Source organism: Nostoc sp. ChiQUE01b (assembly GCF_034531255.1).
In the GTDB taxonomy this organism is placed as follows: domain Bacteria; phylum Cyanobacteriota; class Cyanobacteriia; order Cyanobacteriales; family Nostocaceae; genus Nostoc.
Map to the genome: position 1 here is coordinate 127,202 of NZ_JAVRBM010000007.1, position 23,567 is coordinate 150,768.

General features: G+C 42.7%; 21 protein-coding genes. 17 read left to right on the plus strand and 4 right to left on the minus strand.

The window, feature by feature from the left end; translation table 11 throughout:
- Positions 1-79: 79 nt before the first annotated feature.
- The 6 genes from RMY63_RS07320 to RMY63_RS07345 all read left to right on the plus strand — a co-directional run bounded on the left by RMY63_RS07320 (position 80) and on the right by RMY63_RS07345 (position 7,075).
- Positions 80-3,472, plus strand: coding sequence for a filamentous hemagglutinin N-terminal domain-containing protein (locus RMY63_RS07320; RefSeq protein WP_322728072.1), 3,393 nt, complete (start codon positions 80-82; stop codon positions 3,470-3,472).
- Positions 3,473-3,655: 183 nt separating this feature from the next.
- The gene (locus RMY63_RS07325; protein WP_322728073.1) at positions 3,656-3,991 is read left to right on the plus strand and encodes a hypothetical protein; all 336 of its coding nucleotides are present in this window, start codon (positions 3,656-3,658) and stop codon (positions 3,989-3,991) included.
- A gap of 412 nt (positions 3,992-4,403) precedes the next feature.
- Positions 4,404-4,775 carry a hypothetical protein gene (locus RMY63_RS07330; RefSeq protein WP_322728074.1) on the plus strand — a complete coding sequence of 124 codons (372 nt, stop codon included), beginning with the start codon at positions 4,404-4,406 and terminating at the stop codon, positions 4,773-4,775.
- A 400-nt stretch (positions 4,776-5,175) separates the two neighbouring features.
- Positions 5,176-5,547, plus strand: coding sequence for a hypothetical protein (locus tag RMY63_RS07335; RefSeq protein ID WP_322728074.1), 372 nt, complete (start codon positions 5,176-5,178; stop codon positions 5,545-5,547).
- 396 nt (positions 5,548-5,943) lie between these two features.
- Complete coding sequence (locus RMY63_RS07340) at positions 5,944-6,315, plus strand: hypothetical protein (protein WP_322728075.1); 372 nt, start codon at positions 5,944-5,946, stop codon at positions 6,313-6,315.
- A 424-nt stretch (positions 6,316-6,739) separates the two neighbouring features.
- Positions 6,740-7,075 (plus strand): beta/gamma crystallin-related protein, encoded by a 336-nt coding sequence (locus tag RMY63_RS07345; RefSeq protein WP_322728076.1) that lies wholly within the window; start codon positions 6,740-6,742, stop codon positions 7,073-7,075.
- A 407-nt stretch (positions 7,076-7,482) separates the two neighbouring features.
- On the opposite strand, the gene RMY63_RS07350 is transcribed toward RMY63_RS07345, so the two are convergent.
- Entirely contained in the window at positions 7,483-7,737 is a 255-nt protein-coding gene (locus RMY63_RS07350) for a TIGR02450 family Trp-rich protein (RefSeq protein ID WP_322728077.1), read from the minus strand.
- Between the two features lie 265 nt (positions 7,738-8,002).
- Between RMY63_RS07350 and RMY63_RS07355 the strand changes: the two genes are divergently transcribed.
- Together RMY63_RS07355 and clpB are read left to right on the plus strand one after the other, a co-directional pair.
- The gene (locus tag RMY63_RS07355) at positions 8,003-8,191 is read left to right on the plus strand and encodes a hypothetical protein (protein ID WP_322728078.1); all 189 of its coding nucleotides are present in this window, start codon (positions 8,003-8,005) and stop codon (positions 8,189-8,191) included.
- 8 nt (positions 8,192-8,199) lie between these two features.
- A complete protein-coding gene (gene clpB / locus RMY63_RS07360; RefSeq protein ID WP_322728079.1) occupies positions 8,200-10,818 on the plus strand; it encodes an ATP-dependent chaperone ClpB in 2,619 nt (872 codons plus the stop codon).
- Positions 10,819-11,172: 354 nt separating this feature from the next.
- On the opposite strand, the gene RMY63_RS07365 is transcribed toward clpB, so the two are convergent.
- Complete coding sequence (locus RMY63_RS07365) at positions 11,173-11,730, minus strand: SRPBCC family protein (protein ID WP_322728080.1); 558 nt, start codon at positions 11,728-11,730, stop codon at positions 11,173-11,175.
- A 421-nt stretch (positions 11,731-12,151) separates the two neighbouring features.
- Here RMY63_RS07365 and RMY63_RS07370 point away from each other — a divergent pair, with 421 nt between their 5' ends.
- The 4 genes from RMY63_RS07370 (at position 12,152) to lpxD (ending at position 15,201) form a co-directional block, all read left to right on the plus strand.
- Complete coding sequence (locus RMY63_RS07370) at positions 12,152-12,346, plus strand: hypothetical protein (RefSeq protein ID WP_322728081.1); 195 nt, start codon at positions 12,152-12,154, stop codon at positions 12,344-12,346.
- Positions 12,347-12,544: 198 nt separating this feature from the next.
- Positions 12,545-12,709, plus strand: a complete 165-nt coding sequence (gene rd / locus RMY63_RS07375) for a rubredoxin (RefSeq protein ID WP_322728082.1) — start codon at positions 12,545-12,547, stop codon at positions 12,707-12,709.
- Positions 12,710-12,760: 51 nt separating this feature from the next.
- The gene (locus RMY63_RS07380) at positions 12,761-14,002 is read left to right on the plus strand and encodes an NAD(P)/FAD-dependent oxidoreductase (RefSeq protein WP_322728120.1); all 1,242 of its coding nucleotides are present in this window, start codon (positions 12,761-12,763) and stop codon (positions 14,000-14,002) included.
- 146 nt (positions 14,003-14,148) lie between these two features.
- Positions 14,149-15,201, plus strand: coding sequence for a UDP-3-O-(3-hydroxymyristoyl)glucosamine N-acyltransferase (gene lpxD / locus RMY63_RS07385; RefSeq protein ID WP_322728083.1), 1,053 nt, complete (start codon positions 14,149-14,151; stop codon positions 15,199-15,201).
- A 166-nt stretch (positions 15,202-15,367) separates the two neighbouring features.
- Here lpxD and RMY63_RS07390 read toward each other — a convergent pair whose 3' ends face one another.
- Both RMY63_RS07390 and RMY63_RS07395 read right to left on the minus strand, forming a co-directional pair.
- Positions 15,368-16,180 (minus strand): aminoglycoside adenylyltransferase domain-containing protein, encoded by an 813-nt coding sequence (locus RMY63_RS07390; RefSeq protein WP_322728084.1) that lies wholly within the window; start codon positions 16,178-16,180, stop codon positions 15,368-15,370.
- A gap of 223 nt (positions 16,181-16,403) precedes the next feature.
- On the minus strand, positions 16,404-17,309 hold the full coding sequence (locus RMY63_RS07395; RefSeq protein WP_322728085.1) for a CoB--CoM heterodisulfide reductase iron-sulfur subunit B family protein: 906 nt from the start codon (positions 17,307-17,309) through the stop codon (positions 16,404-16,406).
- A 422-nt stretch (positions 17,310-17,731) separates the two neighbouring features.
- Here RMY63_RS07395 and acpP point away from each other — a divergent pair, with 422 nt between their 5' ends.
- The 5 genes from acpP (at position 17,732) to RMY63_RS07420 (ending at position 23,548) form a co-directional block, all read left to right on the plus strand.
- Positions 17,732-17,986: an acyl carrier protein gene (gene acpP, locus RMY63_RS07400; RefSeq protein ID WP_322728086.1), complete on the plus strand. Its 255-nt coding sequence runs from the start codon at positions 17,732-17,734 to the stop codon at positions 17,984-17,986.
- Positions 17,987-18,376: 390 nt separating this feature from the next.
- The gene (gene fabF, locus RMY63_RS07405; protein ID WP_322728087.1) at positions 18,377-19,627 is read left to right on the plus strand and encodes a beta-ketoacyl-ACP synthase II; all 1,251 of its coding nucleotides are present in this window, start codon (positions 18,377-18,379) and stop codon (positions 19,625-19,627) included.
- Positions 19,628-19,972: 345 nt separating this feature from the next.
- Positions 19,973-22,000, plus strand: a complete 2,028-nt coding sequence (tkt, locus tag RMY63_RS07410; protein WP_322728088.1) for a transketolase — start codon at positions 19,973-19,975, stop codon at positions 21,998-22,000.
- 113 nt (positions 22,001-22,113) lie between these two features.
- Positions 22,114-22,389 carry a hypothetical protein gene (locus RMY63_RS07415; RefSeq protein WP_322728089.1) on the plus strand — a complete coding sequence of 92 codons (276 nt, stop codon included), beginning with the start codon at positions 22,114-22,116 and terminating at the stop codon, positions 22,387-22,389.
- A 157-nt stretch (positions 22,390-22,546) separates the two neighbouring features.
- Positions 22,547-23,548 (plus strand): ATP-binding protein, encoded by a 1,002-nt coding sequence (locus RMY63_RS07420; RefSeq protein ID WP_322728090.1) that lies wholly within the window; start codon positions 22,547-22,549, stop codon positions 23,546-23,548.
- The last annotated feature ends 19 nt before the right edge of the window (positions 23,549-23,567 follow it).

The following is a 23,567-nucleotide window of genomic DNA, read 5'->3' on the forward strand; positions in this document are numbered from 1 at the left end:
TACTAAGTTAAGGAATATAACAACTTGTTAAACTTGATGACGTACTATAAATACTGCTTATGAGGGGTCGAGAAATCTTGTGAAAGCTAAATTAAGGTATTATCAAAGCTGCGAATCGCTGCTATTTAGTTGTAGGGCGATAACTTTAACGGGATGCTGTGCGATCGCAACTTTTGTCACAATTAACCCTGTCAACGCTCAAATTGTTCCTGATAATACCCTTCCAGTAAACTCCAGCGTCACGCCAGGATGCACAACTTGCACCATTGAAGGGGGAACAGTTCGCGGTAGCAACCTATTCCATAGTTTCAGCAAGTTTTCAGTACCTACAGGTGGGGAAGCGTTTTTTAACAATGATGCTACGTCGATTCAGAATATTTTTACTCGCATTACAGGTAACTCGGTATCTGATATTGATGGGTTGATTCGGGCAAATGGCACTGCAAATTTATTTTTAATCAATCCAAATGGAATTGTTTTTAATTCCAATGCCTCCCTCAATATTGACGGTTCGTTTATTGCAAGTACAGCTAATAGTTTTAACTTTAGTGATGGTATTAAGTTCAGTACTGTAAATCCTCAAACTCCACCTTTGCTGACTATTAATGTACCCATTGGTTTGCAATTTGGGACGAATCCGGGAAAGATTCAGGTACTAGGTTCTAGTTTAGAAGTTAATCCTGGTCAGACCTTAGCACTTGTAGGCGGTAATGTGCAGCTTGATGGTGGGCAACTCCTAGCTGAAGGTGGAAATGTGAAGTTGGGAGGTATGGCAGACACTAGTACAGTTAATTTGAGTATTAATGGCTCAGACTTCGGTTTAAGTTTTCCTGATGGCGTTGAACGCTCTGATGTATCTCTGGGTAATGGTACTAATGTTAATGTACTCGCTGGTGGTGGGGGTAGTATTGCGATCAATGCCCGTTCCTTAGATATGACTGGAGAAAATACACAGCTACAGTCAGGGATAGCATCAAAGTTGGGTTCCGTTGGCTCACAGGCGGGAGATATTGAAATTAATGCAACACAGGCAATAAACTTGAATGGAAGTCGGATCTCAAATCGGGTGGAATTAGAAGCTGTAGGTAACAGTGGCGACATCAATATTACCACCGGATCGCTTTCATTACGAGATGGCGCTTCTCTTGTTACCTCAACTTTTGGAGAGGGAAATGCAGGCAATGTGACAGTGCGTGCCAAAAATGCTGTTGACCTTGCAGATAATGCTGGCATCCTCAGCACGGTAGATGCTGGGGGTGTAGGTAAAGGAGGTAATATTGACATCAATGCTGCAACACTATCACTAATTGATGGCGCTCAATTGGCAACTATTACTCGTCAAGCATCTGCTACCCAACCAGCAGGACAGGGGAATGCAGGCAATGTCAATGTTTTGGTAACAGGTGCTGTTGATATTGCTGGGGAGAAAAACAATTTCAATAGTGGTATTTTCAGTTTTGTAGCAAGGGGGACTGTTGGCAATGGCGGTAACATTTTGATAAATTCTGGTTCATTTTCATTACGAGATGGCGCTTTTCTTGAAGCCTCAACTTTTGGAAATGGAAATGCAGGCAATGTGATAGTGGGAGCAAAAAATGCTGTTGACCTCGCAAATGCTTACATCTTCAGCGCCGTGTCAGATGGAAGTGTAGGTCAAGGTGGCAATATCGATATCAATGCTGGGTCACTCTCTGTTACGAATGGTGGTCAGCTGGTTGCTACCAACTATGGTGATGGTGGAAAGGGGGGTGATGGTGGAAAAGGAAATGCAGGCAGGATAGATATCGTTGCCCGCGATACCGTTGTCTTTGATAAAGGACTTGGTAATAACCGTACTGGAGCATTCAGTAATATCTTGCCAAAGGGGGAAGGTAACGGTGCCAGCATCAATATTACCACTGGGTCACTTTATCTGAAAAATGGTGCTGTCTTAAATGTCGCAATCTATGGAAATGGAAATGCAGGCAATGTGAATATATTTGCCCGCGATACAGTTTCCTTCGATGGGGTAAGTGCCAATGGAACAAGTTCCACTGGGGTAGTCAGCGCAGTAGACATAAAAGCCGAGGGCAAGGGAGGCAACATCAACATCACGGCTGGGTCGCTTTTTGTGAGCAATGGCGCTCTACTCAGTGCTACTACCTCTGGAAAAGGAGATGCGGGCAATGTGAATATAGTTGCTCGAAATACAGTCTCCTTGGAAGGAGCCGGCAAGAATGGAATTCTCAGTGGAGCATACAATACTGTTTCATCAACAGGTTCAGGCAAGGGTGGCAATATTAATATCACGACCGGAATGCTGTCTTTGAAGGATGGCGCTTCCCTGAGTGTCAAAACCAGGGGACAAGGGGATGGGGGTAACATCACGTTGAGGGCTAATACATTAGAAGCCATTAGTGGTGGACAATTTACCACCACTAGCAATGGTAGTGGCAACGCAGGTAATATTACTCTTGATGTCACTGACAGCATCACCCTTTCTGGTAGCAACGCCAACTATTTTACTCAAATTGACGAATTTACTGCCCAATTTGGTTCAAATGAAGTTTTAAGTGTAAACCCTGCAAGTGGGCTGTTTGCCAATACGTCTGAAACTTCTACAGGTAGAGGTGGAAAATTAACAATTAATACCAAGCAGTTTTATATCCGAGATGGCGCACAAGTTACGGTAAGTAGTCAAGGGTCAGGGATTGCAGGTTCATTATTAGTTGAAGCTAACTCTATCTATCTTGACAACAAAGCAAAAATTAGTGCTGACACAAAAGGAGAACAGGGAAATATTAATTTGCTCGCGCGTGATTTTTTACTTCTACGCCGAGGTAGCAGCATCACTACCGATGCCAAAGGTAATGCCACTGGTGGCAATATTACCATTAATACCAACAGTTTAGTCGCTGTTCCTAAAGAAGATAGTGACATCAGCGCCAATGCTCTTGATAGCTTGGGTGGTCGAATAATTATCAATGCTTCTGGCATCTTTGGTACAGAGTTTCGTCTAGGAACCACGCCATTAAGTGACATTACAGCCAGTTCTGCTCGTGGTTCTGAATTTAATGGCGTAGTGCAACTCAACACGTTTGATGTTAACCCTAGTCAAGGCTTAACTGCTCTGCCCACAAATATCATCGATACTTCACAGTTGATTGCCAATAGTTGCATTGCCCGAAATAAACGACCAGAAGGGAAATTTTTCATTACAGGAAACGGAGGTTTGCCAGTGATGCCAGATGACCCCTCAATTGCACCCTATCAAACTTATCAGATTCCAACTGTCCAGAGTGCAAGTATCTCAACCCCACAAGAAAACCTTACTACTAGCAACAAACCTTACCATTCTGTTAAATCTGCACCACTGATTGAAGCTCAGGGATGGATGTATGGTTCTAATGGTGAGGTGATGCTCACTGCCTCTGCACCTACTATTGCTCCTGACAGTTCTTGGTTACAATTATCTACCTGTTCGGGTTCTTAATAATCCCTAATTATTTTCTGAAATTTACTTTCCAAAATTGGAAAACCAATTTCCTAAGTTGACGATGTGCGTCTAATCAAATTTATCTATTGTAAAAGAGTGTAGTGAAGGCGAACACCTAAAACGCCAGTGCTACACAGACTAAAATTACTAACCTTCCTTAATTAACTAAGGAGAAAAACAATGTCTAACATCAACAACCAAACTAAAGACCTCAATAGCATCGAATTGGTGCAAGACCTTGACCACGAAGCTTCTGCTACTATTAGTGGTGGTGGTTTAGACCTTTCGACCTTATATAATGGTAAAGGAGATCGGGTAGATGATCTGACAAAAGGATATAGCAGTTTAGGCTACTTCAACAATAAAGTATCTTGGTACGAGCTAACGGGCAAGAAAGATTGGTATGCCTACACTGAGAAGAATTACAAAGGTATAAGATACCGTCTAAAAGCAGGCAGCAAAGGTAACTTAACAGGTTACGCTAACAACAACTGGGAATCTGTAAGACCTGTATAACCCAATACGTTTGGTTAAGGATTTTTGGTATGTACAAAGGATTTGGGGCTTAACTGAACTGTATTGCTGTGTAATCAGTTCGGTTCTATTTCATACCCCAGACTAAATTTTTGGAAAACCTAAAATATAAAAGAATGCCCTCACCTTAACTTTTAGCTGAGTAACATTCTTTTATCGCAATTTATTTGTAGGGGCGAGACACGTTTCGCTCCTACTTTTTCATTTCAATAAAGTTTTAGTTATCTTCTGAAATTTACTTTCCAAAATTGGAAAACCAATTTCCTAACTTGACGATGTGCATCTAATCAAAATTCTTTATTGTAAAAGAGTGAAGTGAAGGCGAACACCTAAAACGCCAGTGCTGCACAGACTCAACTTACTAATCTATCTCAATTAACTAAGGAGAAAAAGAATGTCTCACATCAACAACCAAACCCAAGACCTCAACAGCATCGAATTGGTGCAAGACCTTGACCACGAAGCTGCTGCTACTGTTAGTGGTGGTGCTTTATACCTTTCCGACTACTATTATGGTAAAGGAGAGAAAAGAGAGTACACAGGTGATTCTTACAGTTTAGGCAGCTTTAACAGTAAAGCATCTTGGTATGAGAATACGGGTGACAAAGATTGGTATATCTACTCTAATGAGAATTACCAAGGTGAAGCATACGTTCTAAAAGCCCACACAAAAGGTAACTTCTACGGCTATAAGAACAACTACTGGAAGTCTGCAAAACCCAGAGATGAATACTACTATCAATCCCAATCTGGATACGGGTACTAGAATTCTGAAAAACTTAAAATACAAAAGAATGCTCTCACATAAGCTTTTAGCTGAGTAACATCCTTTTGTTGCAATTTGTAGGGGCGAGGTCGTAATGCTCCTACTTTTTCTTTTGCCTGATGATAGCACAAATGGTGAGGTGATTCTCACTAGCTCTGCACCTACTGTTGCTCCTCACACTTGTTGGTTAAAATTATCTATCTGTTCGGGTTCTTAAGAAGTTTTAGTTATCTTCTGAAATTTACTTTCCAAAATTGGAAAACCAATTTCCTAACTTGACGATGTGCATCTAATCAAAATTCTTTATTGTAAAAGAGTGAAGTGAAGGCGAACACCTAAAACGCCAGTGCTGCACAGACTCAACTTACTAATCTATCTCAATTAACTAAGGAGAAAAAGAATGTCTCACATCAACAACCAAACCCAAGACCTCAACAGCATCGAATTGGTGCAAGACCTTGACCACGAAGCTGCTGCTACTGTTAGTGGTGGTGCTTTATACCTTTCCGACTACTATTATGGTAAAGGAGAGAAAAGAGAGTACACAGGTGATTCTTACAGTTTAGGCAGCTTTAACAGTAAAGCATCTTGGTATGAGAATACGGGTGACAAAGATTGGTATATCTACTCTAATGAGAATTACCAAGGTGAAGCATACGTTCTAAAAGCCCACACAAAAGGTAACTTCTACGGCTATAAGAACAACTACTGGAAGTCTGCAAAACCCAGAGATGAATACTACTATCAATCCCAATCTGGATACGGGTACTAGAATTCTGAAAAACTTAAAATACAAAAGAATGCTCTCACATAAGCTTTTAGCTGAGTAACATCCTTTTGTTGCAATTTGTAGGGGCGAGGTCGTAATGCTCCTACTTTTTCTTTTGCCTGATGATAGCACAAATGGTGAGGTGATTCTCACTAGCTCTGCACCTACTGTTGCTCCTCACACTTGTTGGTTACAATTATCTATCTGTTGGGGTTCCTAAGAAGTTTTAGTTATCTTTGGAAATTGACTTTCCAAAATTGGAAAACAAATTTCCTAACTTGGCGATGTGCATCTAATCAAATTTATCTATTGTAAAAGAGTGCAGTGAAGGCGAACACCTAAAACACCAGCGCTGCACAGACCCAAGTTATACCAATGAACTAAAAAAGGAGAAAAACCATGTCGAATATCGACAATAACACTTTTATTTCTAACTATTCTGCTGTTGGTCAAAAACAACTGTTCACCGAATTAACTCTCGAAGAAGGAGCCGTTATTCAAGGTGGTACTCTTTTCTATCTCGGCAATAAAGCGGGTATTGGCGTCAACTACAATATTAACGGACAAAAGAAGTATTTGGCTCCTAATGCAGAAGTTAAATATTCCTTTTCTCGGTCACCAGTTGTTGTCTATGACAGCAAGATTGGACCTGGCTATGAACCAGTAGTCGTAAAGCTAGTTCAAGGAAGAAATAACTTTGATCGTAATGGCAATGATTTAATCTTAGGTACTGATATTGTACCTAATTTTAACGCTACACCAAAATCCTGAAAAACCTAAAACAGAAAAGAATGCTCTCACATAAGCTTTTAGCTAAGTAAGATTCTTTTCTCGCAGATTGTAGGGGCAAGATCCTTTTTGCTCCTACTTTCTAGAATCCTGAAAAACTTAAAACAGAAAAGAATGCCTTCACATAAGCTTTTAGCTGAGTAACATCCTCTTCTTGTAGTTCGTAGAAGCGAGGTCGTAATGCTCCTACTTTTTCTTTTGCCTGATGATAGCACAAATGCTGAGGTGATTCTCATTAGCTCTGCACCTACTGTTGCTTTTCACAGTTGTTGGTCACAATTATTTACTTGTTTGTCCTAATTTTGTTATCTATTCTAAAAGAGTGTAGTGAAAGCGAACACCTAAAACGCCACCGTCGCACAGACTCAATTCACTAACCTCTTTCAATTAACTAACTAGAAAAACAATGTCTCACATTAACAACCAAACCAAAGACCTCTACAGCATCGAATTCGTGCAAGACCTTGACGAGGAAGCCTCTGCTACTATTAGTGGTGGTCTCCTATTCCTTTTTGACAAACCTAATCCTCAAGGAGATCAGGCCGTTCTCGCAAGCTCAGCTCCCAATTTAGAAAGCTTTAATAATAAAGCATCTTCGTACCGGATAACGGGTAACAAAAATTGGTATGTCTACACTGGTAAGAATTACACAGGTACAAGATACTTTCTAAAAGCAGGCACAACAGGTAGGTTTACAGGTAACGCTAACAACAACATCGAGTCTGCAAGTTTTGCATATTAGCTCGGTTCTATTTCATACCACAGAGTAGAATCCTGAAAAACTTAAAAGAGAAAAGAATGTTCTCACCTGAGCTTTTAGGTGAGTAATATCCTTTTCTCTTAGTTTGTAGGGGCGAGGTCGTAATCATTGGTGTCAACTTAAGGTTAAAGCCAGTCTAGAAAAAGCTTTTAGCAGATTATCTCGTTATCTAGTTCCCAGTCTGAGACCATTGGTGACAACTTAAGATTCATGTAAGCTTGTCAACAGGTGGATAAAAGGAAAAAATGATGGGAAATCCAAGAGTCGCAAACCCAGACCACAAGCGGGATAGAAACATACCAGCGCCAGAAAACGAAGTGATAGCCGTGCGGATGGAGGAGCTATTAAAACCACTGGTCTCAGACTGGGAACGAGGCTAACGAGGCTAATTAGGACACTTCAGTTTCAAATCCGTGGATTTCGTGTAATGTTTGCCAGCCAGACTGCCACTGGGAGTTATCTTGTAATAATTTGGCATTTATCCAGAAACGGACTTTAGGATCGCAAGCAGCAACCATTTCGGCGTAAACCCACTTAGCCTGATTTTTCCGGTTAACAACTTGGAAGTGCCGCCAGCCATCGACTTTTTGCTGTGCTGTCCACTTAGAACCAACTAGGTAAGGAAATTTTTGTTTTTTAGTCATTTGTCATTTGTCATTGGTCATTGGTCATTGGTCATTTGTCATTTGTTATTTGTCATTGGGTATGGTTATTCCCGTTGTCCCCAGTCCGCAATTAAGATGTCACCAAATCACCATTACGGATAAACTTCTGGCAATGCAACTCACTATCTTGCTGGACACATAGCGCAAACCATCTGATATGACTCTAGCAGGTGTTGATATTGTTGGTAATTTTGCGCAAAAATGTTTAAGTTCGGATAGTTAGTACAGCGAAGCATCTCAGTAGATGGCTAAAAGCTTGAGAATCGCAAATGGAAAATCGGAACTAGGGGAAAATACCACTTTTACAAGACGTGAACACCGATCTAGGCGATCGCTATCCTGTTCTTACAATATCTATGTGAGAACAGAAATTTTCTTTACTTGGTGTTCTGGTGGTAGCCTGCGACAAGCTACTGCACCTTTACGTTACTGAAAAAGCCTATGCAACCTACTAATCCTAACCAATTTACAGAAAAAGCCTGGGAAGCGATCGCTCATACCCCGGATATTGTTAAACAATATCAACAACAGCAGATAGAAAGCGAACACCTGATGAAAGCGCTGCTAGAACAAGATGGTCTAGCAACTGGGATTCTCACTAAGGCGGGTGTTAACCTCCAAAAACTGCGCGATCGCACCGAACAATTTTTTCAACGTCAGCCGAAAGTATCTGGTACTAGCAGTTCTGTTTACTTGGGACGCAGCTTGGATACACTTCTAGATCGAGCAGACGGATATCGCCAAGAGTTTCAAGACGAATATATTTCAATTGAACACTTATTACTGGCTTACGCTAAAGATGACCGCTTTGGCAAAGCTTTATTCCAAGAGTTTGGTTTAGACGAAGGCAAACTCAAAAATATTATTAAACAAATTCGGGGGAGCCAAAAAGTGACCGACCAAAATCCAGAAGGCAAATACGAAGCACTGGAAAAATACGGGCGTGACCTTACAGAAGCTGCACGTAAAGGTCAACTCGATCCAGTGATTGGGCGAGATGATGAAATTCGTCGCACTGTCCAAATTCTCTCTCGCCGCACCAAAAATAACCCTGTGCTAATTGGTGAACCGGGTGTTGGTAAAACTGCGATCGCTGAAGGATTAGCACAACGCATTATCGCAGGTGATGTACCTCAATCCCTCAAAGACCGCAAGCTAATCGCTTTAGATATGGGTGCTTTGATTGCAGGGGCAAAATTCCGGGGTGAATTTGAAGAACGCCTGAAAGCAGTATTAAAAGAAGTTACTGAATCTGGCGGCAATATTGTTTTATTTATTGATGAAATTCACACTGTTGTCGGCGCTGGTGCAACCCAAGGCGCGATGGATGCGGGTAACTTGTTAAAACCAATGTTAGCGCGGGGCGAATTGCGCTGTATTGGGGCAACAACCCTAGATGAATACCGCAAATATATCGAAAAAGATGCCGCACTAGAAAGACGCTTCCAGCAAGTTTATGTCGATCAGCCTAGTGTAGAAGATAGTATTTCAATTTTGCGCGGGTTGAGAGAACGTTATGAAAACCACCACGGGGTGAAGATTTCTGATAGTGCTTTAGTTGCAGCAGCCGTATTGTCGAGTCGTTATATTAGCGATCGCTTCCTCCCTGATAAAGCAATTGACTTGGTAGATGAAGCCGCCGCGAGATTAAAAATGGAGATTACCTCCAAACCAGAAGAACTCGACGAAATTGATCGCAAGATTCTACAATTGGAAATGGAGAAGTTATCGCTGCAAAAGGAAAGCGATGCAGCTTCTCGCGAACGTCTAGGAAGACTGGAAAAAGAAATTGCCGATCTCAAAGAAGAACAAAAAACGCTGAATACTCAATGGCAGTCTGAAAAAGATATCATTGACAAAATTCAGTCTGTTAAAAAAGAGATTGAACGGGTCAATTTAGAGATTCAGCAAGCAGAACGCGATTACGACCTTAACCGCGCTGCGGAATTGAAATACGGGAATTTAACCAGTTTGCATCGTCAATTGGAAGCAGTAGAAGCTGAATTGACAAACACTCAAAGAAGTGGTAAGTCTCTACTACGGGAAGAAGTTACAGAAGCTGATATTGCTGAAATTATTTCTAAATGGACAGGAATTCCGATCAGCAAGTTGGTGGAATCAGAGAAAGAAAAACTGCTGCATTTAGAAGATGAACTGCACCGCCGGGTAGTTGGACAAGAAGAAGCAGTCACAGCAGTAGCGGATGCAATTCAGCGATCGCGGGCTGGATTAGCCGATCCCAATCGTCCCATCGCTAGCTTTATTTTCCTTGGGCCTACGGGTGTGGGTAAAACCGAGTTAGCGAAAGCGCTGGCGGGATATATGTTCGATAGCGAAGAAGCGCTAGTGCGAATCGATATGTCGGAATACATGGAGAAACACGCCGTCTCTCGCTTAATCGGTGCACCTCCGGGATATGTGGGTTATGAAGAAGGTGGACAACTTACAGAAGCGATTCGCCGCCGTCCTTACTCAGTGATTCTCTTCGACGAAATCGAGAAAGCACACCCCGATGTATTTAATATCTTCTTGCAAATTCTTGATGATGGTCGCGTCACTGATGCCCAAGGTCATAAGGTGGACTTCAAGAACGCTATTATCATCATGACCAGCAACATCGGTTCGCAGTACATTCTTGATATCGCCGGAGATAACGCCCACTACGACGAAATGCGCCGTCGAGTCATGGAAGCAATGCGAAATAGCTTCCGTCCAGAATTTTTAAACCGGATTGACGAAATCATCATCTTCCACGGTTTAGATAAGAAAGAATTGCGGCAAATTGTGCTATTACAAGTGCAAAGATTGCGGCAAAGACTGAGCGATCGCAAAATATCTCTCAAACTATCGGATGCTGCACTTGACTTTTTAGCAGAAGTAGGGTATGACCCAGTGTATGGGGCGCGTCCACTGAAGCGGGCGATTCAGCGAGAGTTAGAAACTCAAATTGCTAAATCCATCTTGCGCGGCGAATTCAACGACGGCAACACCATCTTTGTTGATGTGCAAAATGAAAGATTGTCGTTTAGCCGTTTACCAGTTGAAGTATTTACCGGATAATTACACCTCATAGAATCACACAAAAACCCGTTTTCTCACAGAGAGCTAGCCGTTTACCAGTTGAAGTATTTACCGGATAATTACACCTCATAGAATCACACAAAAACCCGTTTTCTCACAGAGAGCGGGTTTTTGAATTATCGAGAGGTAAAGTAAAAATCCAATCAGCAATGCCTGAATTATTAACAAAGTTTGGGGGTTTAAGTCCCCTGTCTCTATAGACAGCAGGTTTTATGTCGGGGTTAAATCCCCGTTACAAAACCTAATTGCGAATTGCGTTAGCGCAGCGTAAAGCCTTCGGCATAGCTTCGCTTAGAGCGAGTCCGCGAGCGTCATTGCGAATTGCGAATTGGTTTAATGAGTCTTACACATAACTTGTCGCATTTTACGCATATTTGCAGGCAACTCGAAATTCATCGCTTGTTGAATAAAAATAGATGGAATCGGAATTAGAGGTGTCGCTTGCACAGTATAAGCAAGTATTGTGCCATTACCACAATCTTGTAGTTCTAAATTGGCGTCAAAGTCCTCAAAAGTCCCATTTACCATGCGAAATTGGATTTGCTGCCCCAGCACTTCTACAACATTGAGGTAAATTTCCACTTGAGCCGTGAAAAAGAAGAAGGCTTTTTGTGCTGCTTGATACAAACGTTTCACTTCACCTTTATGTATTACCTCACTCTTGGTGATATCGGGAAAATATTGTACCCAGCGGGGATAATCAGTTAATTGCTGCCAAACGTGCGATCGCACCATCGGCAAATACATCCAGGCTGTCACCGCGCCACCCGACATCTTGTGCGATCGCGTTTCTACCAAAATTTCACCCTGTACCAGCAACTTTTGCTTGTCTTGACTCCAAGCCATATCTGAACCTGCAATAATTGAATTTGATATATAAGACGCAGACATAATGATTAAGTTACTCCTCAATTCATCCACCTAAATAGAGTTGAAACTACAAGCCATAAAACTTGATTTAGATCCAACCCATTATTAAATTAGTTCCAGTTTAATACTTATCTTTTCCAGAAAGGATGATTTTTCGCTAATCATTTCAGTTACTTTACTGTAAAAACTGTGTTTCTTATCACAATTAACATAATTAATACTCCAGTGAATTTTGTCAAAGTAATACTTGTAGTTCAAAAACTGCGTTGTTAACAGCTAGAATGGCACAAACACGATTTAACATCAAGTACCTTACCCTAAGTTTGGATAGTATCTCTCGATGTTTACGTGTTATTTCTGATGAAACTGCAACTTCATCGAAACTTCATATTTTAATTATTAATATCAAGTGTAATGTCTGTTGAGTTGAGAGGAAAATTAGGTGAGTCAATCTTCTTTAAATCGTAGATTAATCCAGATTTTTGGTATACTTCTCGGCATTAGCGTTGCCGTTTGGGTACTGAGAGGTGTTGGTATTCTCACTTTTATTCCAGGTGGAATTATTTGGCTACTGCTATTTGGAGCGATCGCGATCGGAATTATCAGTTACGCCCAAAGGAGATGGTGGCGTTTTTAGTCATTGGTCATTGGTCATTAGTCTAAGATACAAGAGTTTTTGGTACATACCTCGCCCCTCTTGGGCGAAAAAAACTTTCTTATATTTGATGATTTTCATGCCGTACTCTCGTTAAGAATTGTAGCGTGGCTATTTTCACTTACTACCAGAGGTATTTAATACTGAAGCAATGCCAACAATTTATTAGAGGAAACGAACATGGCAAAGTATAAATGTACTGTTTGCGGTTATGAATATGACCCAGAAGTAGGCGATCCAGATAGCGAGATAGCACCGGGAACAGCCTTTGAAGATATACCAGAAGATTGGTCATGTCCAACTTGCGGTGCGACAAAAGACGACTTTGAACCTGATGAAGAGTGAAAATAACAGCTAGCCTAGAAAGTAGGTGCTGTAAAAGAGACATTTTTGAAATTGTTACCGTTACAAATTGTAGTTATTGGGGGTGGGGCAGCAGGATTTTTTGGCGCGATCGCTTGTGCTAAAGCCAATCCTGCTGCCCAAGTTACTTTACTCGAAGCCAGTCGTCAACCCCTAGCAAAAGTGCTAATTTCTGGTGGCGGACGCTGCAACGTCACTCACGCTTGCTTTGAACCGGAAGAGTTAGTGCAAAATTACCCCAGAGGTGCAAAAGCTTTGCGGGGTGCTTTGACTCGGTTTGGGCCTCAAGATACAGTAGCTTGGTTTGCTGCTGGTGGAGTCTATCTCAAAACGGAAGCTGATGGCCGAATGTTTCCTGTCACCAATACTTCAGAAACTATTGTGGAATGTCTGATTAAAGCGGTGGCGACATCTGGGGTAAAACTTCGTATCGGTACGCATGTAACTTCGGTGAAACGAACCGCAGCAAACGGGGGGTTTGATATTCTTCTGAAGTCGGGAGAGACAATTAAATGCGATCGCCTACTTCTGGCGACCGGTAGCAGCCTTGCGGGTTATAAAATTGTCCGAGAGTTAGGTCATGAAATTGAACCGCCAGTACCCTCGTTATTTACCTTCAACATTGTCGAGCAAAAATTGCGGGAATTGGCTGGAGTTAGCGTTAACCCTGCTCAATTGCGGTTATCTCTGGGCGGAAAATCCCAATTGCAACAAACTGGGCCATTGCTAATTACCCACTGGGGTTTGAGTGGCCCGGCTGTTTTGAAGCTTTCTGCTTGGGGTGCGAGAGTTCTGCACGAAAGCCGCTACCAAGCCAGATTATTGATCAATTGGCTGCCTAATTTGCACCAAGAACAAGTGCGAGAAAAAGTTTTAGCAGTTAAAGATGAATGGGGAAAGAAAGCGATCGCATTGCATCGTGGCGTTGATCTACCCCATCGTCTTTGGCAATATATCATTGCCCGTGTAGGCATTACCACAGAAGACCGTTGGGCAGAAATATCTAGTAAAACCTTAAATCAACTGGTGCAAGAACTTACTCAAGGACAATACTTAATCAATGGCAAAGGAGCCTTCAAAGAAGAATTTGTTACCTGTGGCGGTGTCAACCTTAAACAAGTCAACTTCAAGACAATGGAAAGCCGATTAGTTCCTGGTCTTTACTTTGCCGGAGAAATCTTAGATATTGATGGCGTCACCGGTGGGTTTAACTTTCAAAGTGCTTGGACAACCGGGTATTTAGCAGGTGTGGCAATGGCGACTAGCCACGAATAATCTGCCGATCCAAAATTGATGGATTTGAAGTGAATTTAGGAACAGTCTGATTGTTTGATCGCTATGCGTTTACAAAATTATTGTATTGGAGCATAAAGAGGGAAAATTATCTTGCGATTGTAGATCAATTTGGAACACACCCAACAATGAAATTCAGCGAAATCCTCCGTCAATTTGGTGACGCGGCCACCAATCATAGCCTGACTAGCAATCCAGACCAAGACCCAGAAATTACAGGGGTAGCAGCCATTGATGAAGCTACCAACGGTACGATCGCTTACGTAGAAAGTGCAAAATTTAAATCTTTTATTGGCAATACTAATGCTAGTGCTTTAATTTTGCCCCAAGACGAAAAATTACAAGCGCTTGCACAAGAAAGGGGTATTGTCTGGCTAGCAACCCCAGATCCGCGATTATTGTTTGCCAAAGCGATCGCACTTTTTTATCAACCATATCGCCCTACCCCAGAAATTCATCCCACTGCTGTGATTCACTCCACCGCAAAAGTTGGTAGTGATGTTTATATTGGTCCCCATGCTGTGATTCAACAAGGGGTAGAAATTGGCAATGGTGCAATCATTCATCCCAATGTAGTGATTTATCCAGATGCCAAAATAGGCGATCGCACCACCTTACACGCCAACTGTACCATCCACGAACGCACCCGCATCGGTGCAGATTGCGTCATTCACAGTGGTGCTGTCATTGGTGCAGAAGGCTTTGGTTTTGTTCCTACCCGGACTGGTTGGTTCAAAATGGAACAATCAGGCTATACAGTCTTAGAAGATGGCGTGGAAGTTGGCTGCAACACTGGCATTGACCGTCCAGCAGTGGGAGAAACACGGGTAGGTCGCAATACAGTAATAGATAGCTTAGTGCAAATAGGTCATGGTTGCCAAATCGGTTCTGGTTGTGCGATCGCAGGTCAGGTTGGCATGGCAGGAGGGGTTAAACTGGGAAATCGCGTTATTTTAGCTGGACAAACAGGAATAGTCAATCAAGTGAAGATGGGAGATGGGTCGATGACATCTGCTCAAACTGGAATTCACAACGATGTTGCACCAGGAGAAATTGTCTGCGGAACTCCAGCCCTTCCGTACAAACTATATCTCAAGGTATGTGCTGTTTATGGTCGCCTGCCAGATATGTATCAATCGCTAAAACAATTGCAACGTCAATTCAAAAATAGCAATGATTAAGCTGAAAGTTATCTAAATTGCATAACCAAATTCAAAATAACTTTTGTGGGCGTAAATCTTGCACGTCCCATTTTAAAGCCTTCGGCATGGCTTCTCTACAAGACGCTTCGCGAACGACACTAATAAAATTGCGAATTTCTATCTCTTAAAATCAGGCAGTAACATTTCAAACGCCGTTTTCTCCTGAAGATACCTGTTCGTTACATACATTAATTACATAGTGTAAGAAGCGTACTGCTTCAACAGCCTGGCTCACTTTGCTGCAATAAGAGGAACCATGCCGAATTTCACGGAGGTTAATTGCTTCTCGAATAAGTTGATGCCACTTTGGTGGAAGATGCACCAATGCATATCGACCAGCCTCCGTTTTGGAGAGGATTTCATGCTCTCTCAACGCGTAAAACAGACGCAGAACGCCAAGCACAGCCCACTGAATACCACTATCTGTTAATAAATATGCTACTTTACTTGGCGCTCGTGTCCAACTCACCCAATAGCTGTTCAGATTTTCCTTCATCTTTCTTTGCAGCAGATTCCAATCGACTGTAAATGCAAGGTTTTCTGGTGGAAGTCCAATCAGACAAATGCCTCGATGTTTCAACACCCACCAAGTGACTTGGTTTATGTCATGATATCCAGCAGAGTGCAGAGCGCTGTCATGATAGTAGGGATAAGGAGCAATTTCTTGTTGCGATCGCCCTACATCTTCCCCTAGCAAATAACTTCCTTCTAGTTTCCACTGTGGATAGCTCAGTTCTAGTTTTTTATGGACTGCTTTTAGTTTTTTTACCTCGGATGTTGTAGCCCGTCGTATGAGAATAGTAATAAAATCAACGTCACTCAAGTATGGGTTAAAGGCATTAAGCGCAATAGATCCATGAATATAGCAGCCATCTATCAGACCCGGAAGTTCGATTTGTAATGACAACAAATAATCATTTAATACTGGACGAATACATTCTGGGATACGAGTATCCATACTCCACCTCGTACATTTTTGTTATTCCAACTGAATACAGTCAGGGGCAGGGCGGCTGCATCATGTCAACAAGGCTATTTCATTCTCTATAGAGTTGAGATTTATCTCATTAATCTTTACTTATTGCGAAAGTATTAAGCGCTCATTTTAGCTATTATTATCGTCCAAAGTCCAATCAATGAACCAGACAAGGGACTTAAGTAAGCCCCCTCTGCTCCATAAACTAAAATCCTAATTTTTCCAACACTGGCTTTGTGGAAACAATGTGGCGTTCTAAACCCAATTCTTTTGGATTAACCCCAAGTGCCAAAGCAATCAACTGGGGTAAATGCAACACTGGTAAACCTAGCTTTTGTTCAATCACCTTTTCTACCTCTGGCTGACGCGAATCTAAATTTAAGTGGCACAGAGGACAAGGCGTAACTATACAGTCAGCACCAGATGTTAAAGCGTCCTGAATATGCATCCCCGCCATCTTAAAAGATTGGGTAGTGGCATAACTAGCAAGCGGCCAACCACAACATTGTGTCCGCCCTCGGTAATAAATTGGTGTTGCACCCACCGCCCGAAACATATTTTCCATCGCTTCCGGTTGGAAGGGGTCATCATAGGGCATAGATTTTTGGGCGCGGAGGAGATAACAGCCATAAAAAGCCGCACATTTTAATCCAGTTAACTTATGGGTGACACGTTTGGTAATTTCTTCTAAACCGTAATCTGTTACTAAGGCGTAAAGAAGATGTTTAACGTCAGTACTGCCGCGATAAGGTGAACAGCCTTCTTTATGTAGCAAGCCATTAACCTGTTCAATGTAAACAGGGTTAGAAGTCTTGCATTCTTTCAAATGTTCGTTGACATGACCGATAACACCTTGACAAGTGCTGCAATGGGTAAGTAAGGGGAGATTTAATTCTTCTGCTAGGGCAATATTTCTGGCATTGACTGTATCTTCTAGCAGTTGCGAATCTTCTTTAAATGTGCCTGAGCCACAGCAAGCAGCTTTTTTAAGTTCAACTAGTTCAATGCCCAGTGCTTGGGTAAGCGCTTGAGTTGATTGGTAAAGTTCCCGACAGGCCCCTTGGGCAACACAACCGGGGAAGTAAGCGTATTTGAGTGTCTGAGGTAGCATAGAAGTATGTTTTGGGTTAGAGCGATCGCTCTAAACAATAACTGTTTTATCATTCCTTGTTAGCACCGAAGTTATGATGTTTGACGTTCAGCGACCCTTTAACCGTCTAGGTTCAAAGCCGCAGCATCTACATATTCGTATTGCTAGCAAGGTTGTAAATACTGATCGAGACATTGTAAAAAAAATTAGCAATAATTAGACAACCGAAGCATTTACACCGTATTCAGCGATCGCGTAGCACGCTCCACGGCTCAAGTATTAAGAGAAAACTTACCCCATTTATTTTAAAAATGGCAGAGGTTTTCTAACAGAAAAACCCTTGGAAGTATGCGGGCGATCGCGCTTGACGATAAGATGTATATGCTCAAAACAATGTCTCCTCTAAAGAGCAGATCGTAGCAAGTGGTTAAGGACTTTTATTTATGAGCCAAGCGGAACTTTTTGAAAAGGTCAAGAAAATCGTCATCGAACAATTGAGTGTTGATCCCCCAGATAAAGTCACACCACAAGCCAAGTTTATGGAAGACTTGGGAGCAGACTCCCTCGATACCGTTGAGTTGGTGATGGCTTTGGAAGAAGAATTTGATATCGAAATTCCCGACGAAGCTGCCGAGCAGATTACATCGGTTCAAGACGCAGTAGATTACATCAATAACAAAGTTGCCGCCTCAGCTTAACTGGGGATTGGAATTGGGGAGATTTTTCTCTAATATCTAGCCACTCTTCGCGTGACGCTGCTAATGTCACTAATGCTGACGTTAACGACAGTCACTTGAAGTCAGCAAATCCGATGCCAGTCGCTCGTAAAGGAAACCTTTAAGACCGCGCTGGCTCACCAGTACCTAGTCGCTAACCTCAAATTTTTTGCCTGCTGCTTCTTGAAAAGTGACGCTCCTGCGTCGCTAACGCTGCGCTAACAGATCGCCGGAAGCCGACGCTCCTACGCCAGTTGCTTCTCCCAAAGGGAGACGCTGCGCGTAGCTTGCTTCCCCGGAGGGGTACAAGTCGGGAAACCGCAAGGGCGCACTGGCTCGACTTTTCGTTTTTTCGCCATTTTTAATTGAATCATGACAGATCATACACGTAAACGCGTTGTTGTAACTGGTGTTGGCGCGATTACACCTATAGGTAACACAGCAACAGAATATTGGAATGGATTATTGAGTGGACGCAATGGCATTGACTACATCACATTATTTGATGCGTCTCGCCATGATTGCCGGATTGCTGGTGAGGTGAAAAACTTCGATCCGCATGATTACTTGGAGCGTAAAGAGGCCAAGCGCATGGATCGATTTTCCCAATTTGGGGTTGCGGCAGCAAAACAGGCTCTAGCTAACGCAAAGTTAGAGATCAATGACCTGAATGCAGAACAGGTAGGTGTAATGATCGGTTCTGGCGTTGGTGGGATTAAGGTATTAGAAGACCAGCAAACTATCTACCTCAACCGTGGCCCCGATCGCTGTAGTCCATTCATGATTCCGATGATGATCGCTAATATGGCCGCAGGATTAACGGCAATTCACACGGGTGCTAAAGGGCCAAACTCCTGTCCTGTAACAGCCTGTGCCGCTGGCTCTAACGCCATTGGAGATGCTTTTCGCTTAATTCAAGGGGGATATGCCCAGGCGATGATTTGCGGGGGAACGGAATCAGCTGTCACACCATTGTCAATCGCTGGGTTCGCCGCCTGCAAAGCGCTCTCTTTTAGCAATGATGACCCAAGTAAAGCTTGCCGTCCCTTTGACCACGATCGCAACGGATTTGTTTTGGGTGAAGGTTCAGGAATTTTAATTCTAGAAGAACTGCAACACGCCATCAGTCGCGGCGCTCACATTTATGCGGAAATGATCGGTTATGGCATGACCTGTGATGCCTACCACATCACCTCCCCTGTACCCGGTGGACTGGGAGCCGCTAGAGCGATCGAACTGGCTCTTAAAGATGCCAGTATAACTCCCGAACAAATTAGCTATATTAACGCCCACGGCACTAGTACCCCAGCTAATGATTCAACTGAAACCTCAGCAATCAAAAAAGCCTTGGGAGAACATGCCTATAAGGTAGCAATTAGCTCCACTAAATCGATGACAGGTCATTTATTGGGCGGTTCTGGAGGTATTGAAGCCGTGGCAACAGTACTAGCGATCGCTAATGACCAAATTCCACCGACAATTAATCTGGAAAATCCCGATCCAGAGTGTGACTTAGATTACGTGCCTAACTCTAGCCGCGCTCAAAAAGTCGAGGTGGCAATATCCAATTCCTTTGGGTTTGGCGGCCATAATGTCACACTGGCCTTTAAGAAATACGTTTAAAAGAAGGCAGATAATTTTGGATTTTGGATTTTGGATTTTGGATTGGGCCTACGGATAAATCCCTTTGCTCTGTACCATCAAGGAATCATTGGTCAGATTTAGTAGTTTTATCCTCCTCTGCCCAATGCCCAATGCCCAACGAAAGTATCAGAAATATCATTCCGATATAAAGTAAGCGTTCAGCATGACCCAATTATCAGCTTGATTTATCACCAGAAACTCAGGAGATCCCGCTTGTCCATCGACAAGTGGGAGTGGGATGATGAGGATACTGTGGGGAATCTAAAATAACCCCAGCAAGAGAAGCTACGAAGAGTGCTAACCCGTCGTTAAAAACAAGAGATTATGACTGTTGCAACCCAATCCGCCAAAGAACTTTCCCTCGAAGAACTTTGTATTAACTCGATCCGCTTCTTGGCTGTTGATGCCGTAGAAAAGGCAAAATCGGGACACCCAGGACTGCCGATGGGCGCGGCTCCGATGGCTTTTGTCCTCTGGGATCGCTTTTTGAAGTTTAATCCCAAGAATCCCAAATGGTTTAATCGCGATCGCTTTGTCTTGTCTGCCGGTCATGGCTCGATGTTGCAGTACGCCCTACTTTACTTGACGGGCTACGACAGTGTAAGCATTGAAGATATCAAGCAATTCCGGCAATGGGAGTCTAAAACCCCCGGACACCCCGAAAACTTCATGACCCCAGGTGTGGAAGTCACCACAGGCCCCTTGGGTCAAGGAATTGCCAATGGAGTCGGGTTAGCGATCGCCGAAGCCCACCTTGCCGCTAAATTTAACAAACCCGATACCAAGATTGTTGACCATTACACCTACGTAATTTTAGGTGACGGTTGCAACATGGAAGGAATTTCTGGTGAAGCTTGTTCTTACGCAGGACACTTGGGATTAAGCAAACTCATCGCTCTGTACGACGACAACCACATTTCCATCGACGGTTCCACAGATATAGCATTCACCGAAGATGTTTCCAAGCGCTTTGAAGCTTACGGTTGGCACGTCCAACACGTTGAGGACGGCAACACAGACCTAGAAGCGATCGCCAAGGCAATTGAAGCAGCCAAAGCTGTCACCGATAAGCCTTCTTTCATCAAAGTAACAACCACCATTGGTTATGGTTCCCCCAATAAAGCAAACACTGCTGGTGTTCACGGTGCTGCCCTTGGTGGAGACGAAATAGCATTGACTCGAAAAAATTTGGGTTGGGAATATGAGCCTTTCGTAGTTCCAGAAAACGCCCTCAACCACACACGCAAAGCAGTAGAACGTGGCGCAGGTTACGAAAGCGACTGGAACAAAACCTTTGCTGACTACAAAGCTAAGTATGCTCAAGAAGCGGCTGAATTTGAACGTTACCTAAGCGGCAAACTACCGGATGGTTGGGACAAGGTACTACCCACTTACACCCCTGAAGACAAAGGACTGCCCACCCGCAAACACTCAGAAACTTGCCTCAACAAACTGGCGACAGTTTTACCTGAATTGATTGGTGGTTCGGCTGACTTAACCCACTCCAACTTGACTGAAATCAAAGGCAAGAGCGACTTCCAAAAAGGGCACTACGAAAATCCCAACATCCACTTTGGGGTACGGGAACATGGTATGGGCGCAATCTGTAATGGGATAGCGCTGCACAGTTCGGGATTAATTCCCTACGGTGCTACCTTCTTAATCTTCACAGACTATATGCGTGCTGCTATCCGCTTATCCGCCCTTTCCCAAGCTGGCGCGATTTGGGTGATGACTCACGATTCCATTGGACAAGGTGAAGATGGCCCCACGCACCAACCCATTGAAACCCTGGCTTCCTTGCGAGCTATTCCTAATTTAACCGTGTTTCGTCCCGCAGACGGTAACGAAACCTCTGGTGCTTATAAAATAGCGATCGAGAAAGCGAAGCAAAACGCTCCGTCTCTGTTGGCATTCACCCGTCAAAACGTCCCCAACTTGGCAGGTACATCGGTTGAGGGTGTAGCGAAGGGTGGATATACCGTGGTAGATAGCGAAGGTACACCTGATATCATCCTGATTGGCACTGGTTCAGAACTGAGCCTCGCCGTCGGCGCAGCCGAAAAACTCAAGGCTGAAGGCAAGAAAGTCCGTGTTGTCTCCCTACCTTCATGGGAACTGTTTGAAGCACAGGATGCGGCTTATAAAGAGTCCGTTCTGCCGAAAGCTGTCACCAAGCGTTTGTCTGTAGAAGCTGGCAGCAGTTTCGGTTGGCATAAGTACATAGGTACTGAAGGCGATACTGTTAGTATTGATCGCTTTGGTGCTTCGGCTCCAGGCGGTGTTTGTTTAGAGAAGTTTGGCTTTAGTGTTGATAATGTATTAGCTAAGGCTAAACAATTGTTGGGTTAATAACAACAGAATATTCTCAAAGTTTTGTGGGGTGGGCTAAAGAGCCTACCCTTTTTTATGTAAAGTAAGATTAACTATAATTGGAGTAATAAATTACTAATTGGGAGGAAGTTATGCAGGAAGTTTCTGAGGAAAGAGACTTACTTCTAGCTCGGCTCACAAAAATTGTAGAACATTTAATGCAAAAGGATAGTAGCTATCAGTATTATCTAGATAAAGATAAAGCAATTCAAATGATATTTAAATATTATTCAGAGAAAGTTTCTATGGAGGAACTAAAAGCCATGTCTGATTTCAGATTAACAGGGTTTGTTGAGGGACATATGATGACTTTGTTATTGATCGAAGGGGAAGATGATATAGACCTTAAAGCAATGTCTTATGGTTAGATATGTTAAATTCCTAAGCAGAAAAATGATTTTCAGTTTATATAACTTAATATAATGATTAGCGAGAAACTGATCGCGTTATAATCTAAAACGCACTAGATTATATAGTACTATTGTACTATATAATAAAAAGTTACTATTTATACTGAGAGGCAGTATGAAAGCAGAGCTTCTCAAGAGATTTTTTAGGGCGATCGCTAGTTCAGATCAAGAGGCGATTGACAAGCTGACATATTTAGTGATTAAGGAAGAACGCACTAAGGGGCATACTCTTTTAGCTGACCAGTTAGAGAATATCACTAAAAAAAGCCAGAAAGAGAAGCCTACTAACATCAGCAAACCTGCTTCTTCAATACCAGAGAACTTACAGGCTTTAACTGAGTTACCAACCAGTAAACGATTTAATCTTCCCTTAGTAACTATCATACCAAGGGATCATTTGCGGCATCATATGGTGCTGCCTGAAAATATTGAGAAACGTTTTTGTCGAATTGAACGCGAGTATGCAGCAAGAGATAGGCTTGCTCATCATGGATTGCGTTACAGACAAAAAATTCTTCTGTATGGGCCTCCTGGCTGTGGAAAGACGCTAGGAGCAGAACGTTTAGCTTGGAATACAGGTTTACCACTCTTGAAAGTTCGGTTTGATGCAATGGCGTCGTCTTTTTTAGGGGAAACTGCAACCAATTTGAGACTTGTATTTGAAGATGCTTCAAAAAATCCATGTTTACTGTTTCTTGATGAATGTGACTCGATTGCTAAGTCACGAGAAGACTCTCAAGAAGTAGGAGAAATAAAGCGAGTAGTAAATACATTTCTTCAAATTTTGGACGAGTATCAACCGTCTTCTGGGCTTTTGGTAGCAGCAACGAATTTGAATAAATCTCTGGATACTGCTCTTTGGAGAAGATTTGATGATTTGATCGCAATACCCAAACCCGGAGAACAAGAGCTAGAATTTATACTAAAGGAAACACTATCTGCAATTGAAGTGGGAGCTATCAACTGGCCAAGGATTATTGAGCAGATGAAAGATTTTTCTGCGGCTCAAGCTGTGAGGGTTGCACAAGATGCAGCTAAAAGAGCAATCCTTGAGCGAGAGGAGCTTGTGATTCAAGAACACTTAGAAGAAGCGATCGCAGAAATAAAAGTTTCCTAGTAGTAATTTTTGGTGTCTG